The sequence below is a fragment of the Silvibacterium dinghuense genome (assembly GCF_004123295.1).
GTDB lineage: Bacteria > Acidobacteriota > Terriglobia > Terriglobales > Acidobacteriaceae > Silvibacterium > Silvibacterium dinghuense.
In genome coordinates this window covers 2,249,385-2,264,959 of the sequence record NZ_SDMK01000001.1, presented here as the reverse complement: position 1 = coordinate 2,264,959, position 15,575 = coordinate 2,249,385, and the positions used below count along the sequence as shown (strand labels likewise).

Sequence of the window (15,575 nt, the reverse complement as noted above, 5' to 3'; positions counted from 1 at the left end):
AGTTCCATGCACCAGATCGTGCCCGGCATCGTGCGTATTGCGCGCATGGGTTCTTTGATGAACTGCTATCTCGTCGTCGAGGAAGACGGCATCACCGTCGTCGACACGTTGTTTGCAGCCGTCGTCCCGGAGATCCAGTCGGCGGCAAAGACGCTTGGCACGCCGATCCGGCGCATTCTTTTAACGCATGCGCACGGCGATCACATCGGTGGACTCGACCGGCTGGCGCGGAGCCTGCAGGGCGCGGATGTGGCGATCGGACGGCGCGAGTCGCGCATCATGGGCCGCCGCGATTTCTCGCTCGATCCGGACGAGCCGCAGACCAAGATCAAGGGCATGTACCCTCGCGTGGCCACCAGCCCGGTCACGCTGCTCGACGAAGGCGATTTTTATGGCTCACTGGAAGTGATTGCGACCCCAGGCCACACGCCGGGCCACATGTCGTATCTGCACCGGCCCACCGGCATGCTGCTCGCTGGCGATGCAGTCGTCGCTGTCCCTGCACTGCGCGCAGTTTACGATTGCCCGTGGTATTTCCCGTTCGGCAACTTCGCGACCTGGCACCGGCCCACGGCACTCGCTTCCATGCGCAAGCTGGCCTCGCTCGATCTCGACGGCGTGCTGCCGGGACACGGTGCACCGGTGCTCGCGGATGTGCCAGGCGCATTTCAGCGGGCCTTCACGCGGATCAAGGCTTAGTTCGTTTCCCTAAGACCTGTCATCCCGACCAAAGCGAAGTAGAGGAACCTGCGGTAACCCACTCAAGCCAACTTCAGGCTTGAATGGGCCACCGTATCTGCATCGCGACCAACGGAAGCGGAGGCCGAAGGCGGAGTGCAGCGCGGTTAGCGCCGCGACCAACGGGAGCGGGTGCCGAAGGCGATTCGCCCTGTGCGAAGCAGCTAGCTGCGCCAGCGCAGCGTGACCGGGCCGCTCATGGGATGGCGCTCGGGCTGGCCATCGAGCCGCGCCTGCTTGAGCGCGAAGTACCACTTCGCCGGGCGGTCGGCATCGTCGATCAGCATCAGCGACGGCTCCCAGCGCAGGCCCTCGGCCTGCTGCACCATCGTCAGGCGGTCCTGCTCGACGAAGCGCTTGCCGAAGAATTTCGCGACCGGCAGCACGAAGGGCACGTGGTAGAAGACATTCCACGCCGCATAGACATCGATGCGGCAGGCATTGGCCGTGGTCGGCGTCACCGTAGTGAGGCTGGAGAACCACTTCGGCCCGCAGCGGATCGTCTCATACCGGCGGTTGGGCAGCACAAAATCAATGGTCGTGGTGATCGGCTCACCATAAACTCCGAGCAGCTTGTAGGGCGCGCTGTTGCCGGAGGGCGCATGAGCCGACATGCGGAAGCCCTGCGGGATGGGCTCGAAATGCTTTTCCTTTTCGTGGATGGAGGCTGCGCGGCGCCACCACCAGCTCTGGTGCACGAAAGGTCCGTGCGCCGGATCCATCAGGCCAATGATGCCATGGTCGACATTGCAGGGCAGGTCGGCGGTGAGCCACGCGCTACGGAAGCGCTCGCTGAATTTCGGCAGCTCCGGCACCGGGACCAGGTCAGCACCGGCGCGCACGCGCCCCGAGCCTGGCTCCGGCACATAGACCCAGGCATAGCCGTCACGCTCTTCACAGGGGAACGCGCCGGCGAAAATCCTGTTCGGATCGAGCGTATCCTGCGAGGTCAGCGAAGGGATCGCCGTGCACTGGCCCGAACAGGGCTCGAAGGCCCATCCGTGATACTTGCAGGTCACGTTCTTCCCATCGAACCAGCCGTCGGAGAGCGGGATGCCGCGGTGCGGGCAGGCATCGCGCATGGCGAAGATCCTTCCATCCTCGCGCCGGCCCAGCACCATGGGGATGCCCATCAGCATGACGGCCTGCATCTTCTTGCCCCGCAGCAGATCGCTGCGCATCGCGGGGTACCAATCGTTGTAGATCAGCGTCGTCGCCGGAATCGAAGGAAGGGTCACCATGTTCACGCGTTGCACCTCTCTATTCTCACCCAAGTCTCGCGCAGCCGTGGTGCGGTACCTCACTGCCGGACGAGCCTTGGGTTCTCTATAATCGGGCAATGCCCACCGGGACCAGACCTGCAGGACTGGGACAATCCCCACGGGCCCGTGCGCCGCTCGCTGCGCAGAGCACGTCCTCAAAGGATAGGTCTCGATGAACAGTCTGCGAACGGCCAAGCGTTTTGTCTTCCCTCTGCTCGGTCTCTGGGTTCTGCTCTACGCTTCCTTCTCGCTGGTCAAACCGCCGCTGCTCGACGGACCTGACTCGCTGCAGGCTGAGGCAGCACGAGAGATGGCCTCCTCGGGCGACTGGATCACTCCGCACCTCGACGGCGTCCGCTCCTTCGCCGTGCCTCCGCTGCCCACGTGGCTCATCGCTGCGAGCTTCCGCGTCTTCGGCGTCACCGACTGGGCGGCGCGCCTGCCGCTGGCCTTTGCCGCGCTGGCGCTCTTCCTGCTCGCGCTCTCGCTGGCCTCGCGCATGTGCCTGACGCCGGTCGCCGGCTTCTACGGCGCGCTCATCCTGCTTACTTCGAGCGGTATCTTCCTTTTCGCGCACCTGCTTTTTCCACACCTGCTGTGCACACTGTGGATCACGGCCGCACTCTTCTATTTCTGGCGATCGCTGCGCACGCCCACACTGCGCACGGCTATCGGCTTCGCGCTGACCTGCGCGCTCGGCTCGCTCACCATGGGTATCGCAGGCGCACTGCTGCCGGTGCTTATCGCGCTGCTGTTCCTCTTTTTCACGCGCAACTTCGCCCATCTGCGGCGGTGGCATCCTGCGGTCATCATCCTGGTCTTCTGCGCGGCGGCGCTGCCCTGGCGAATCCTCGCACATTACGCCAACCCTCACCATCCTTACCTCTCGGCGATTCCGCGGCCGGCCACGACACCGCTGCTGCTCTTCTGGGACTTCCTGCTGCTGTGGCTGGCGCCCTGGACCTTCTTCTCGCTTGCCGGCCTGAGCCGCCTCTCGCGCGGCCTCTTCAACCGCACCGCGCATCTCGACTGCCGCAAACAGGGCTTGCTGCTGCTCACGCTGTGGCTGGGTGTGACCGTGGTCTGGTTCAGCATCTTTCAGCGCCATGAGTTCTCCCTGCTGCCGGCGCTCCCGCCCTTCGCCATTCTCGGCGCGACATGGCTCGCTGCCGAAGAGGCCGCGCCTTCGCGCTATGGCCGCGTGGTTGCGTGGGTGCTCTTCGTCGCCGGACTCATCAAGGCCGTCACCGCGGTGGTCCTCGCGCTGCGCGCCCCCTTTCCCGGCTTCGCAGTGGATATCGCCACGCTGCTCCACCTCCACCCTGGTCAGCATCAGCAGTTTTTCGACTACCTGAGCGATCTCACCTTCGCCTCGATGGGCGCCTTCCGCATTCCGCTGCTGATCTTCGCCGCGGCGGTAGCTGTGGGCGTAACAGCCAATCTGATCCTGCGGCTGCGGGGCAAGGCACGCCTCGCGAACTGCTTCCTCGCCGGCATGATGGCCTTTGTGCTCATCGCTGCGCATATCGCACTCAATACGTTTTCGCCGGTCTTCTCCTCGGCCATCCTCGCCCTGGCAATCCGGCCCGAGGTCGAACAAGGCGACGCGGTCATTATCGACGGGCGCTACGAAGACGCCTCAGCGCTTGGCTTCTACCTCCGGCAGCCAATCCAGATTCTTTCGACGCCCGCAGGCGATCTTGCTCCCGGCTCGCTGGCCACCGATGCGCCGCCGGTCTTCGTCGACCATGATGCCTTGGCCAAGCTATGGGACGGACCGGGCCGCGTCTTTCTCTGGACCTCGCCTGAGTCGATGCCGCAACTGCCGGGTGAAAGCTACGTCATCGCGCGCGACGGCGGCCGCGAGATCGTGAGCAACGAGCCGAATAACGGCGGAGCGACGTTCTGAAGAGCAGCAGTCAGGGATAAAGCGGGCCAGCAGTTAGGCACAAAAGCGGCCAGCGGCGATCATGCCACTGGCCGTTTTATCTCTGACCGTTCTTGCGCCTGACCGCTTCCCTACTGCCGTTCCAGCTTCCCATCCCGCAGCGTGAACTGATATCCGCGCCACGTAACAGTGTTGCTGGCAAAGCTCCATGCCCAGATCCAGAGCGCAGTGAGATCGCGCAACGGCAGCAGCCACAGGTCGCGGAGGACCTGACGATCACCGAGGATACCGACACCGATCGCCAGCGCGACGGTGACGCGCACCAGCAGCGAGAGGCTGAGCAGCGCCAGGCTGGGCAGACTCATGCCCTGCGCCACCACATTCAGAAGTGCCCACGGCAGCACGAATGTGAAGAGCAGTCCGATGTATCCCGCCTTGCGCGAATCGCGGATGCCGCGCGCCCACCGCAGCTGGTGATCCATAAAGCCGCGCAGATGGTATGCAGGGACGGAGGTTTCTACGACCTCATGGCTCAACTCCACGACATAACCAGCCTGCGCGATGCGGAAGCCCAGTTCGTAATCGTCGGCCAGACAGTCGACCAGCGGCGCGAAGCCACCCATCGCGTCGAGCGCCTCGCGCGAGACCGCAAGCGTCGAACCAAGGCCGAAGCGAATCTCGCCATCGAGCAACAACGCCGTGAGCACGCCAGGGAAAAAGTCCGTGCTGATACCAAGCGATTCGAGCTTCGAGCCCAAGGTCCCATGCGAGCGGCCGCGATACGGCGCCGTGACCATGCCCACCGTCTTGCCCTTATTCTTGCCCGTGCCCGCATGCGCAAAGCCGCTGACAATGCGCTCGAGATAGCGCGGCGACACGTGGATATCGCTGTCATTCACGAGCAGATAGTCGTACCGCGCCTGGGCCGCAATCTGCATGACATTGCTGATCTTGCCGTTCAGCCCCAGCACCTCGGGACAGAGCACCAGGCGGATCTCCCGCTCGGGGAACTCGGCTTTCAGCCGCTCGATGGCCGCCACTGCCGGATCGTCGATGCTGGCCGCGCCGAAGAGGATCTCATAGTCGCCCGCATACTGCTGGCGGCAATGGCTGGCAAAGGCCTCATACATGCCCGGGTCAAAGCCCTTCACCGGCTTGAGGATGCTGACCGGCGGCGCAAAACTCTCCGGCTTACGCCAGCGGCGCATGAAATTGCGCGCACCCCACAGCGCAACGATGGAGTAGAAGAGTCCCGCGAAGGTGAGGATGGTTGTCAGGGAAGCGAGGATGGCGGCGAGGAGCATGTAAGAACAGGGTATAGGGGATAGGGTTTAGGGTGTAGCCAGGTCCTCACCGTAGCCGGCATCCTTCGCACCGGCAAGCCCGAGCTATCCCCTACACCCTCACTCGTACCTGAGCGCCTCAATCGGATCGAGCGTCGCCGCCTTCCACGCCGGGTAAATGCCGAAGACCAGCCCGATCGCCAGCGATACGGTGAAACCGATGATCGCCCAGGTAGCCGACATCGTAGCCGGCAGCGCGGAGATCACCAGGCGGATGAGCAATGTGATAATCGCTCCTCCGATGATGCCAATCACACCGCCGATGGCACAGAGCGTTGTGGCCTCCGTCGTGAACTGCACGAGAATATTGCGCTTGGTTGCGCCCAGAGCCTTGCGCACACCGATCTCACGAGTCCGCTCGGTGACCGAAACCAGCATGATATTCATCACGCCGACACCGCCGACCATGAGACCGACACTCGAGACCGCGACCATGAAGATGGCGAGGCCGCCGGTCAGCTGATTCCACAGGCGCGCGATCGAATCCGGCGCGAAAATTTCGAAGTTATCCGGCTGCCAGACCTTTACATTGCGGCGGCGGCGCAACAGCTCGCGCAACTCGTCTTCGACGAGCGGCCGGTTCTTCGGATCGTCGTACTTCACGCTCAACCACAGGTCCTTGTCTTCCGGATGCAGCTTCTTGAAGGTGCGATAGGGGAAGATCGCCTTGTTGTCTTCCGGATTATCCCCGCCCCCGAAGACCTGCTTCTGCTTGTCGACAACACCGATCACGGTGAAGAGATCGCCTTCGATCTCCACTTCCTTACCGATGGCGTTGTCATTGTTGAAGAGCTTCTGTGCCGTATCGTGCCCGAGCACCACGACATTGGCAGCACGGTCATCCTCACCCTGCGTGAAGAGGCGGCCCTGGATGAAGGTAAGGCTCGAGACGTCCGCGATCGAGGTCGTGTCGCCTTCGAGCATGGTGCCCTGCGCCTTCTTGGTGCCATATTTCACGCCAATCACACCCACCTGGAAGATAGGGTTCACGTGCCGGACGCCGGCGTTCGAGGCCACGACATGCGGAAGGTCGCGCATGGCCATTGCGTCCTCATAGGTCATCTTCTTGCGGGCCAGCATCTCTGTCGTCGGCTGCACGCCGATCACCGGCATGTGATAAATCCACAGCACATTCGAGCCGAGCGAGTCGACCCAGCTCTGCACATTGTTGTTGAGACCGCTGATGATCGACGAGATGGTGATGACCGTCAATACGCCGATGACAATGCCGAGAATGGTGAGCCCGGAGCGCAGCTTGTTGGTGCGCACCGTCTCGAGCGCCATCCGGACCGATTCTCCCGTGCTGCCGAATCGCATAGCCATCTCTTTTTCCTCACTCTGCCTTGAAGGCTACATCTCCGACCGCAGCGCAACGATGGGGTCGAGCATCGCCGCCCGCCGCGCCGGATACACACCAAAAAATACGCCGATGCCCCCAGAGACGACGATAGCCAGCAACACCGACCAGAGCGCGACCTCGGACGGAAAACCGACCAGCAGGGTAACCAACTGGGCCACGCCCGCACCGACCGCAATGCCGATGATGCCGCCCAGCAGCGACATGGCGCCCGACTCGATGAGAAACTGCAGCAGGATGTCCTGATAGCGAGCGCCGAGCGCCTTGCGCACACCGATCTCGCGCGTCCGCTCAGTGACCGAGACCAGCATGATGTTCATGATGACGATGCCGCCAACCACCAGCGAGATCGACGCAATGCCAATGACCACAAACAGGAAGGTCGAGCTGATGCTCTTCCACAGGCCCACGAAGGTCTCGTTCGTCGAGAGCTCGAAGCTGTCCTCAGCGCCCGGCGCATCGTGGCGCCGCGAGCGCAGCAGCACGCGCGCCTCATCGGACGCAGTCTGAAGCACCGGGCCCACCGCGCCTGCCTTCACATAGATATCCACACTGTCGTTCGTGCCATAGGTGTGCTGATAGGCGGTGATGGGCACGGAGACATAGTTGTCCTGGCTCGCGCCGAGCGTCTTGCCCTGCCGCTCGCCCACGCCGATGATCGTGTACGGCTCGCCGTCGACGCGGATCTCCTTGCCCAGCGGATCGCCGTTCGGCATCAGGTTATCGATGATGTCGTAGCCGACAATGGCGACGCGGGTGCCGTAGTCCTGGTCGGCGGGAACGAAGCTGCGGCCGAGCACGATGTTGATGTTGGAAATCTGCGGCATGTTCCATGTCCAGCCGCGGATATCGGTGTTGTTGCTGGAGTGGTTGCCGTAGACCACCTTGCCGCTGTTGCTCAGCAGCGCACCCACCTGCTGGCAGCTGCGGCAGCCGGCTTCGATGGCCTTGTAATCCTCGAGGGTCAGCTTCTTGCGCTTCTGGTACTTCTGCCACTGCTCGTAGCTGAAAATGACCGGGGACTGCTTGGTCAGCGTAAAGACATCCGCACCGTAGCCATACACCTTGGTCGCGACGAACTTGTTCACCCCGTTGGTGAGGGTAATGACGGCGATGACCGACGAAACACCGATGACCACACCGATGAGCGTGAGCACCGACCGCAGCTTGTTGGCCCACAGCGACTGCAGCGCCATTTTCATCGCTTCTTTAAAATTCATCTCGCCACTCGCAGGCCTGAATCGGACATCCCGGATGCGTCATCCTGTTCTCTCCGGGTAGAAGCAGTGTAGCAACGGGCATACACCGGCTTCCGGGCACACCTTGCCCCGGCTTCTCAGAAAGGATACGCACCCGCCGTTCCGGCAGTTCCCGCCCATGATTCAATAAAAGAGAAGGAAGAATCGATGCCTCTGAACTGCGGAATTGTCGGACTGCCGAATGTCGGCAAAAGCACCATTTTCAATGCACTCACCTCGGCCAAGGCCCAGGCGGCCAACTATCCCTTCTGCACCATCGACCCAAATACCGGCGTCGTCAGCGTTCCCGATGAGCGCCTGCAGAAGATCGCCGACCTGATCGTGCCCAAGAGCCTGGTCCCCACCACGATGGAGTTCATCGACATCGCGGGTCTCGTCGCCGGAGCCTCCAAGGGTGAAGGCCTCGGCAACCAGTTCCTCGGCCACATCCGCGCCACCGACGCCATTGCGCACGTCGTGCGCTGCTTCGAGGACGATGAGGTCATCCACGTGGCCGGCGGCGTCAATCCGCTGAGCGACATGGACGTGATCAACACTGAGCTGCTGCTGGCCGACCTCGACACCGTGGAGAAGCGCCGCACCCGCACCGAGCGCGCCGCGAAATCGCAGGATGCCAAGGCCAAGGCCGAGCTCGAAGTGCTGGACAAGCTGCTCGAAGCACTGAACGCCGGCCGCCCCGCGCGCACTGTCGAACTCACGCCGGAAGAGAAGCTGATCGCCCGCGAGCTCTTTCTCATCACCGCCAAGCCGCAGCTCTACGTCGCCAACGTGGACGAAGCCGCGCTCGCGAACGGCAACGCCCACACCGCGGCCGTCGAAAAGCGGGCCAAGGAGGAAGGCGCGCAGGTAGTCCGCATCTGCGGCGCGCTGGAGAGCGAAATCGCCCTGCTCGAGCCCGAAGAGCGCCTCGAGTTCCTGGCCGACATGGGTCTGAGCGAGCCGGGACTCAACCGCCTGATCCGCGCGGCCTACACGCTGCTCGACCTCATCACTTACTTCACCGCCGGCGTGCAGGAAGTCCGCGCCTGGACCATCCGCCGCGGCACCAAGGCCCCCGGCGCCGCCGGCGTCATCCATTCCGACTTCGAGCGCGGCTTCATCAAGGCCGACTGCTACGCCTCGGACGACCTATTCGCGCTGGGCAGCGAGCAGGCTGTGAAGGAAAAGGGCCTGCTGCGCTCCGAAGGCAAGGAGTACGTGGTGAAGGACGGCGACATCCTCTTCTTCAAGTTCAACGTGTAATTCGGCACACGAGTCCAGATTACGAACGAGTCCCAAAGCTGGAGGGAAGGCGTCCGAATTCGCTTCGGACGCCTTTTTACGCGTTAGAATGACAGCAAGCCCGGAGGATCGCGTTGTGCAAACCGCTTTAACCATCATGGTCCCGACCTTGGTTGTGCTGGTGGGCATTTTGCTCAACCGCCAGGATTACTCCCGCCTGGACGCAAAGATCGAAGGACTGGACACTAAGATCGATAGCAAAATCGATAACAAAGTGGATGGTCTCAGGGCAGACCTCACCTCCCAGATCAATGAACTCCGCAACGATATCAAGGAGTTCTACCGCACGCTTGGCCGGCATGACGCACGGCTGGATGCCCTGGAGCGCCAGCGCAAGGCTTGACGCCCCGGCCGTAATCGAATGTCTACCAGCGAATCGTCACCGTTTTAGTTACATATCCGTCGCCGCCCGAGAACGGCACGCTGAGCGGATATACCCCATCTTTCTCCTCGCCGATCTTCGCATCCCCGCTTGCAGGTTTCACCTTGAGGTCATTGACGCGCAGATCGAGCTGCTGCGTGCTGCCGCTCTGCGCGGCAAGCGTCAACGTCAGCGTATGGCCGCTCCACTCCTCGTTCAGCACCTTCAACTGGCGCGTCTCGTCGCCGAAGGGCGGCAGCTCCGAGCGGATTCCGGCTTCGACGGCCGGCAGCGGCAGCATCACCGTCGCACCTGCCACCTTTGCGCCTGCAACCGGCGAGATGAGCTTCACGCCCGCCGAGCCTGAAGCCGTAACCAGCAGCGTCTGCCCACGGCGCGTGAAGCTGAGATCGACCTTCCCTTCGCCCAGCGGCAGGTTGCGCAGCGTGGCATGATCCCACGCCGCCGGCAGCTGCGGCGCGACAGAGATCGTATGATCGGCCGCGTTCCAGCCAAGACCGAACATGCCGCGGAGAATCGGTGACACAACCATCGCCGAGGACCACAACTGATGCGCGGTGCTGCGTCCAAGCACCTGGTAGAACTGCCCCGAGAGCAGCTCCGTCGTCGCGCCCAGGTCCTGCGCCCAGGTCAGGTTTGCGTTCTGCATCAGGTGCGCATAGCCGGAGAGCGGACGCCCGGCGCGGTACTCCGCCACCGATACCCAGCCCGTAAACAGAGGCCACACCGAACCCTGGTGATAGCTGATGGGATCGTAAAAGCTGGTCTTGTCGCTGAGGATGCGCGTGCCCCAGTCGGTTGAAAACTCAGCGGACGCCCAGCGGTCCAGCATCGCCTGCGGCTGCGCGAGCGCGGCATCGCCGTCCCACCACGTGACCGCGGGGAAAATGGTTGCGGTGTTATCTGTTGTGCCGTCGGCATTGTGGCTGAAGGCGTAAAACTTCTGCTCCGGCAGGTAGTATTCCTTTTCGATGGTCGCGCGAATCTTCCCTGCGCGCTCCCTGGCCTGCGCGGCCAGATCCCCGTGCCCGGTCGCCTCGGCCAGCCGCGAGAACGCAAGGCTCGCCTGCTCGTCGAGCGCGGCCATGTAAATCTCCTGCTGCGGCATCGAAGGAATCCACGACTCAACCCAGCCCGAGCCCTGGCTGTTGTTGTAGATTCCGTCAGCCGAATCGTGCGAGGTCTCGAAGCTCCACGCCTTCGCGATCTGATCCCAGTGGCTGCGGATGAACGCCGCGTCGCCACTGATGTTCAGATAATCGTCCATTGCCATGGGCAGCAGCTCGGTCGCATCCGCCGAAGCATACTCGTAGGGCAACGACTTCCAATCGACCAGCGTGGCGGTCTGCGACCACTCATGCATGATCTTGCCCTCGGGGCTCTGGCGATGAAGCAGGAACTCGATCTCGCGCTTCGTCGTATCGAAATCGCCATAGCTGTTCACCGCGTAGAGCGACCACAGCGCATCGCGCCCGAAGAACCAGCCGAAGCCCGGCCGCGCCGCATCGCCCGAACCGACAAAGCCCGCCGTCAGCGCCTCTTCCTTCCGATCCATGCTCAGCACGCGCAGCTGATCGATCGCCACTTCCGCCCAGGAGAACGCTGCATTCAGGTTCGCATCGGGTGAGTCGAGCGAAGCATGCGTATCGACAAACTTCCGGTAGTAATCCGCATTCGCGCGATAGTCAGCCGAAGCCGAAGCGTCGAGCGCCGTGAGCTTCTGCCCCAGCGCTTCCTTCGTCGCCGCATTCGCGTCGCTGGCTACCGTCATCAAGAGCGGAAAGAGCTTGCCCGCATCCTTTTTCGGATCGAAGTGCAGCACAAACTGCAGAGGCCACGCCGCAGCCCGCTCCTGGTAAGGCGGTAGAATGCCCGACTCCGCTCCGGGCATGGCCAATGCTCCGGCATACTCCGGCGTGTTTCCGTGCAGGATGTAGTAGCCCGACCCGCCCTGGGTCACCACCCATTCCGGCGAGGGCTTGTCGTCCGACATCGCCGGCCACATCCGCTGCATGATGGGCTCGAAGCTGAAGGTCAGCGTCATCGGCCGCACCGCTTCGATCTGGTAGTAGACATTCACCCCTGCGCCGTCGGTAGCCTGCTTCGGCGCGACCATGATCTGCCGCACGGTGAAGTTCGCATGGGAGTAGGTGATGATCGTCCGCTCGGGCTGGACATCGATCCATGCCGCATGATCGTTTACATCGATCGGCACAGGATAGTCCTGCATATTCGCCGTGATGCGCATGCCGCTGAAGATCTTCCAGGGAAAGATCCATGCCTCATACCTGCCGTCCTGCTCACCCAGCAGCGCGCCGCGGGGACCAAGCACGGAAAAAGGCTTGCCCGCCACGGTTTCCCGCGCAATGGAAAGCCCGCCAGCCGGGGTCGAGCTTACAAAATTGTCTGGAGCAGGGAGAGCAGAGGTCTGCCCGGAAGCGAAGGAGGAGGCAAGCGCGCCGGCAAGAAACAACGAAGGATACAGAACTGCTTTCAGCATCAGAAAATCACCCACTGCAAGCATACAAAGCAAACTGCCGGGATGGCCAAACCTCTGCTGCAGGAGGAGCCGATCCGGCTGCATGCGCGGGGCTCTGCCGCAAGCCCTCCCACGCAAAACGGCGACAGCACCTTACGTGCCGTCGCCGCTCATGGGGCCAGAGCCTGTCAGGGAGACCGCTTACCTGGGAAGCGCCTGTTGCCCGGCAATGTGGAAAGTGGACGAGATGCCCTTGCCCTCTTCCGGCTGTTGACCACCGACGAAGATGCCATACTCCCCGGCATCCACGCTGCGATTGCCCTTGTCGTCCACCTGGCTCAGCTGGCGCGGCGAAAGCTCGAACTCGACGCGGCGGCTCTCACCCGGAGCAAGGTGAATACGCTGAAACGACTCGAGCGCATGAATCGGCGAGACATCGGTCTTCGGCGGGGTCAGATAGAGCTCGGCCACTTCATCCCCCTCGCGGCTGCCGGTGTTCTTCACCTCGGCCGAGACCTTCAGCGTGTCTCCCGCGTTCAGCTTCTCCGCTGAAAGCTGCAGATCGGAATACGCAAAGTGCGTATAGCTCAGGCCATAGCCAAAGCCATACAGCGGTGTCCCGGTGAAGTAACGATAGGTACGGTTCTTCATCGCATAGTCATCGAACGGAGGCAGCTGATCGGTCGAGGCGTAGAAGGTCACCGGCAGGCGTCCCGCCGGATTGTTCTTGCCCTCCAGCGTCTCGGCAATCGCCGTGCCACCGGCTTCTCCCGGATACCAGGCCTCGAGGATCGCCCTGGCATGCTGCTGCGCCCAGTCGACTGCCAGCGCGCTGCCATTCATCAGCACCACCACGAGGGGCTTGCCCGTCGCACCCAGTGCTTCCAGCAGATCGCGCTGCTCCTTCGGCAGGTGGATATCGGTACGGTCGCCACCGGCGAAACCATCCACATGCACCTGCAGCTCTTCGCCTTCGAGATTCGAAGTGAGGCCGACAAAGGCCACCACCACATCGGACTTCTCCGCCACCTTCACCGCCTGCGCACGCAGAGCCTCGACCGGAGGCTGCCAGGTGAGCGTAAGCCCCGCGCCGAAGAGCGGCGCGCTGTGCGCGTATTCGATCTCGATCGCATGCGGTTTTGTGTCGGTGAAGTTCAGGTGAAAGTCCGGCGTGTGGCTGTCACGCGCCTCTTCCTTTTCATTGGAAGTAAAGGTTGCTACTTCTTTCCCATCTAGCTTCACCACATAATGCTCGCGATCGCCGCAGGGATAGCAGTTGGCCAGCCACACGCCGAAGGTGTAGTCGCCCGGCGTAGGCGGCGTGATGGTGCCCGTCCAGCGTGCTGAAAAGGCCTTGCCATCCAGCCCCGCGAGCGGATGGAGCGTGCCGTTCCAATCGAAATCGATCTGCGCATCGACGCGCGTCGCCACGGGCTTGCCGGTGAAATCGCTCGAAGCGAAGTACTCCGCCTTCAGGCCCTCCTCCGCCGCAGCATCGGAAGGATGAAAGAGTGTGCGCGGCGCGGGGACCGAAAGACCGGCAGCATAGCTCGAGCCCTGTGCGTAAAGGATCTTCGCGCCATGGAACTCCTCGCGCAGGCCGTCGACAGGCAGCACCGGGTGCGAAGGCACCGCGTTGTAATTGCCCTCGAGCGCGATGAGCGATGCGGCATTCGGCCCGATGACGGCGATGGTCTTTCCTTCCGGCTTCAGCGGCAGAAAGCTGTCGTCATTCTTGAGCAGCACCATGGACTCGCGTGCCGTGCGCAGCGCCAGTGCCTGGTGCGCGGCGGAGTCATCCTCCCTGAAAGGGATGCGGTTATAGGGCACATCTTCTGCCGGATCGAACATTCCCAGCTTGAAGCGCGCCGTGAAATCGCGCTTTACCGCGGTATCGATGGCCGACTCCGGCACCAGCCCGTCCTTCACTGCTTTGGTCAGCACCTCGTAGGTATTGCCGCAGTTCAGGTCCATGCCGGCCAGCAGCGCAGAGGCCGCAGCGTGCTCCGCATCCGGCGAATAGTGATGGCCGTAGGACATGAAGAAGTCATCCACCGCGCCGCAGTCCGAGGTGACGTACCCCTTGAATCCCCAGTCCTCACGCAGCGTCTGCTGGAGGAGCATCTTGTTTCCGCACGCTGGATCGCCGTCGACCTCGTTATAGGAGCACATGATCGAGGCCGCATCGGCGTCCTTCACCATGGCTCGAAACGCGGGGAAATACGTATCCGCAAGATCGTGCGCCGAGGGCTGCGCGTTGAACTTGTGCCGCGTCGATTCCGGTCCGCTGTGCACGGCAAAGTGCTTCGGCGTTGCCGCAACCTTCAGGTACTTCGGATCGTCGCCCTGCAGGCCGCGCACAAATGCGACACCGAGCCTGCCGGTGAGATACGGATCTTCGCCGTAGGTCTCCTGCCCGCGGCCCCAGCGCGGATCGCGGAAGATGTTGATGTTCGGCGACCAGATCGTCAGCCCGAAGTAGATGCTGTGCAGATCATCGTGCATCGCCTGGTTGTACTTGGCGCGCGCTTCGGTGGAGATCGTGGTTCCGATCTCGCCGAGCAGCGGCGTATCCCACGTGGCCGCCATGCCCATGGCCTGGGGAAAGACCGTCGCATACCCGGAGCGGGCTACGCCGTGCAGTCCCTCATTCCACCAGTCGTACTTCGGAATACCGAGACGCGGGATCGCGGGCGCGCCGTTCACCATCTGCCCGACCTTCTCGTCGAGCGTCATGCGCCCAACCAGATCGTCGACACGCTGCTGAATCGGCAGCTTCGTGTCCTGATAAGGGAGTGCCGACTGCCCCCACGCACCGGTACCACCAAGCACAGCAAGGCCGAGCATCACCCCGCCCCAATGCAACCATCCTGACTTCATCGCGATCCCTTCAATGTCTCTCTGTTGCGCAGGCTGCAGTGCATGCAGCCGTCTCTGCGCAGAGACGAGTCTACGCCTGCACACTTCTGCCGCGGCTCTGGCTATTAAATCGATTTTACGTTGTACGCATAAGAACCGAAGACACGACCTCAGCCGGAGCTCTAACGATCGTCGCCCGTTCGCGGCGTGGACTTGTAGCTCACCTGCTCATGAAATTGCTGATTGCCCACATCTTCATGCGTGGTCCACGTGCCCAGCAGGCGATAGTAGCCATTCTGATCGCGTGGCGTCTGCGGATCGCCACGTTCGATGGTGCCCTCGAAGGAAAACCAGCGCCCATGCACCTTCTTTGTCGAAAAGGTGATGCGGTGTCCGGAGACGGTAGCCTCCGTAAAGAAAAAGGTGACAGGCACATCCTTATCGCTGCCTTCATCCCCCATCTTCGTTACATAACCACTCACACGGCTTTTCTCGAGTGTGATCTCAACCGTTGAGCCTCGGCCATCGATCTCGAACTCCCCCGAGGCATCGTCGGGAAGCGTGGAGACGCCCACTTTCTGCTTCGCCACCGGCACCTGTCCGGCGGTGGAGTCGCGATGTTTCAGCGCAGGATCGTCTGCCGATTGCGACAGCGCAGGATGGCTGCTCACAGCCGCCATTCCCGCCGTCAACACCACCGCCCATACCATCCTGCGCTGCATCGCCG

General features: G+C 62.5%; 11 protein-coding genes. 4 read left to right on the top strand and 7 right to left on the bottom strand.

Annotation, left to right across the window (positions count from 1 at the left end; translation table 11 throughout):
* Positions 1–6 precede the first annotated feature (6 nt).
* Positions 7–699 (top strand): MBL fold metallo-hydrolase, encoded by a 693-nt coding sequence (locus tag ESZ00_RS08970; protein ID WP_129207744.1) that lies wholly within the window; start codon positions 7–9, stop codon positions 697–699.
* Between the two features lie 203 nt (positions 700–902).
* Here the strand turns inward: ESZ00_RS08970 and ESZ00_RS08965 are convergent, their stop codons facing one another.
* A complete protein-coding gene (locus tag ESZ00_RS08965) occupies positions 903–1,979 on the bottom strand; it encodes a Rieske 2Fe-2S domain-containing protein (RefSeq protein WP_129207743.1) in 1,077 nt (358 codons plus the stop codon).
* 193 nt (positions 1,980–2,172) lie between these two features.
* On the opposite strand from ESZ00_RS08965, the gene ESZ00_RS08960 reads away from it, so the two are divergent.
* Positions 2,173–3,909, top strand: a complete 1,737-nt coding sequence (locus ESZ00_RS08960) for a glycosyltransferase family 39 protein (RefSeq protein ID WP_129207742.1) — start codon at positions 2,173–2,175, stop codon at positions 3,907–3,909.
* Positions 3,910–4,019: 110 nt separating this feature from the next.
* Here ESZ00_RS08960 and hpnI read toward each other — a convergent pair whose 3' ends face one another.
* The 3 genes from hpnI to ESZ00_RS08945 form a co-directional block, all read right to left on the bottom strand.
* Complete coding sequence (gene hpnI, locus ESZ00_RS08955; protein WP_129207741.1) at positions 4,020–5,192, bottom strand: bacteriohopanetetrol glucosamine biosynthesis glycosyltransferase HpnI; 1,173 nt, start codon at positions 5,190–5,192, stop codon at positions 4,020–4,022.
* A 99-nt stretch (positions 5,193–5,291) separates the two neighbouring features.
* Positions 5,292–6,554, bottom strand: coding sequence for an ABC transporter permease (locus ESZ00_RS08950; protein ID WP_229741061.1), 1,263 nt, complete (start codon positions 6,552–6,554; stop codon positions 5,292–5,294).
* Positions 6,555–6,581: 27 nt separating this feature from the next.
* Positions 6,582–7,808: an ABC transporter permease gene (locus tag ESZ00_RS08945; RefSeq protein ID WP_129207740.1), complete on the bottom strand. Its 1,227-nt coding sequence runs from the start codon at positions 7,806–7,808 to the stop codon at positions 6,582–6,584.
* A gap of 186 nt (positions 7,809–7,994) precedes the next feature.
* Between ESZ00_RS08945 and ychF the strand changes: the two genes are divergently transcribed.
* Together ychF and ESZ00_RS08935 are read left to right on the top strand one after the other, a co-directional pair.
* Positions 7,995–9,089: a redox-regulated ATPase YchF gene (ychF, locus tag ESZ00_RS08940; RefSeq protein WP_129207739.1), complete on the top strand. Its 1,095-nt coding sequence runs from the start codon at positions 7,995–7,997 to the stop codon at positions 9,087–9,089.
* Between the two features lie 115 nt (positions 9,090–9,204).
* The gene (locus ESZ00_RS08935; protein WP_129207738.1) at positions 9,205–9,471 is read left to right on the top strand and encodes a hypothetical protein; all 267 of its coding nucleotides are present in this window, start codon (positions 9,205–9,207) and stop codon (positions 9,469–9,471) included.
* 22 nt (positions 9,472–9,493) lie between these two features.
* Here ESZ00_RS08935 and ESZ00_RS08930 read toward each other — a convergent pair whose 3' ends face one another.
* From ESZ00_RS08930 to ESZ00_RS08920, 3 genes are all read right to left on the bottom strand, one after another.
* On the bottom strand, positions 9,494–12,010 hold the full coding sequence (locus tag ESZ00_RS08930; protein WP_129207737.1) for an amylo-alpha-1,6-glucosidase: 2,517 nt from the start codon (positions 12,008–12,010) through the stop codon (positions 9,494–9,496).
* Positions 12,011–12,190: 180 nt separating this feature from the next.
* Positions 12,191–14,869 carry a glycoside hydrolase family 3 C-terminal domain-containing protein gene (locus ESZ00_RS08925; protein WP_229741060.1) on the bottom strand — a complete coding sequence of 893 codons (2,679 nt, stop codon included), beginning with the start codon at positions 14,867–14,869 and terminating at the stop codon, positions 12,191–12,193.
* Between the two features lie 161 nt (positions 14,870–15,030).
* A complete protein-coding gene (locus tag ESZ00_RS08920; protein ID WP_129207736.1) occupies positions 15,031–15,570 on the bottom strand; it encodes a hypothetical protein in 540 nt (179 codons plus the stop codon).
* Positions 15,571–15,575 lie beyond the last annotated feature (5 nt).

Bases quoted from the DNA above. Each gene is read 5' to 3' on its own strand.
- ESZ00_RS08970 (WP_129207744.1), top strand. From the start codon at position 7: ATGCACCAGATCGTGCCCGGCATCGTGCGTATTGCGCGCATGGGTTCT.
- ESZ00_RS08965 (WP_129207743.1), bottom strand. From the start codon at position 1,979: ATGGTGACCCTTCCTTCGATTCCGGCGACGACGCTGATCTACAACGAT.
- ESZ00_RS08960 (WP_129207742.1), top strand. From the start codon at position 2,173: ATGAACAGTCTGCGAACGGCCAAGCGTTTTGTCTTCCCTCTGCTCGGT.
- hpnI (WP_129207741.1), bottom strand. From the start codon at position 5,192: ATGCTCCTCGCCGCCATCCTCGCTTCCCTGACAACCATCCTCACCTTC.
- ESZ00_RS08950 (WP_229741061.1), bottom strand. From the start codon at position 6,554: ATGGCTATGCGATTCGGCAGCACGGGAGAATCGGTCCGGATGGCGCTC.
- ESZ00_RS08945 (WP_129207740.1), bottom strand. From the start codon at position 7,808: ATGAATTTTAAAGAAGCGATGAAAATGGCGCTGCAGTCGCTGTGGGCC.
- ychF (WP_129207739.1), top strand. From the start codon at position 7,995: ATGCCTCTGAACTGCGGAATTGTCGGACTGCCGAATGTCGGCAAAAGC.
- ESZ00_RS08930 (WP_129207737.1), bottom strand. From the start codon at position 12,010: ATGCTGAAAGCAGTTCTGTATCCTTCGTTGTTTCTTGCCGGCGCGCTT.
- ESZ00_RS08925 (WP_229741060.1), bottom strand. From the start codon at position 14,869: ATGAAGTCAGGATGGTTGCATTGGGGCGGGGTGATGCTCGGCCTTGCT.
- ESZ00_RS08920 (WP_129207736.1), bottom strand. From the start codon at position 15,570: ATGCAGCGCAGGATGGTATGGGCGGTGGTGTTGACGGCGGGAATGGCG.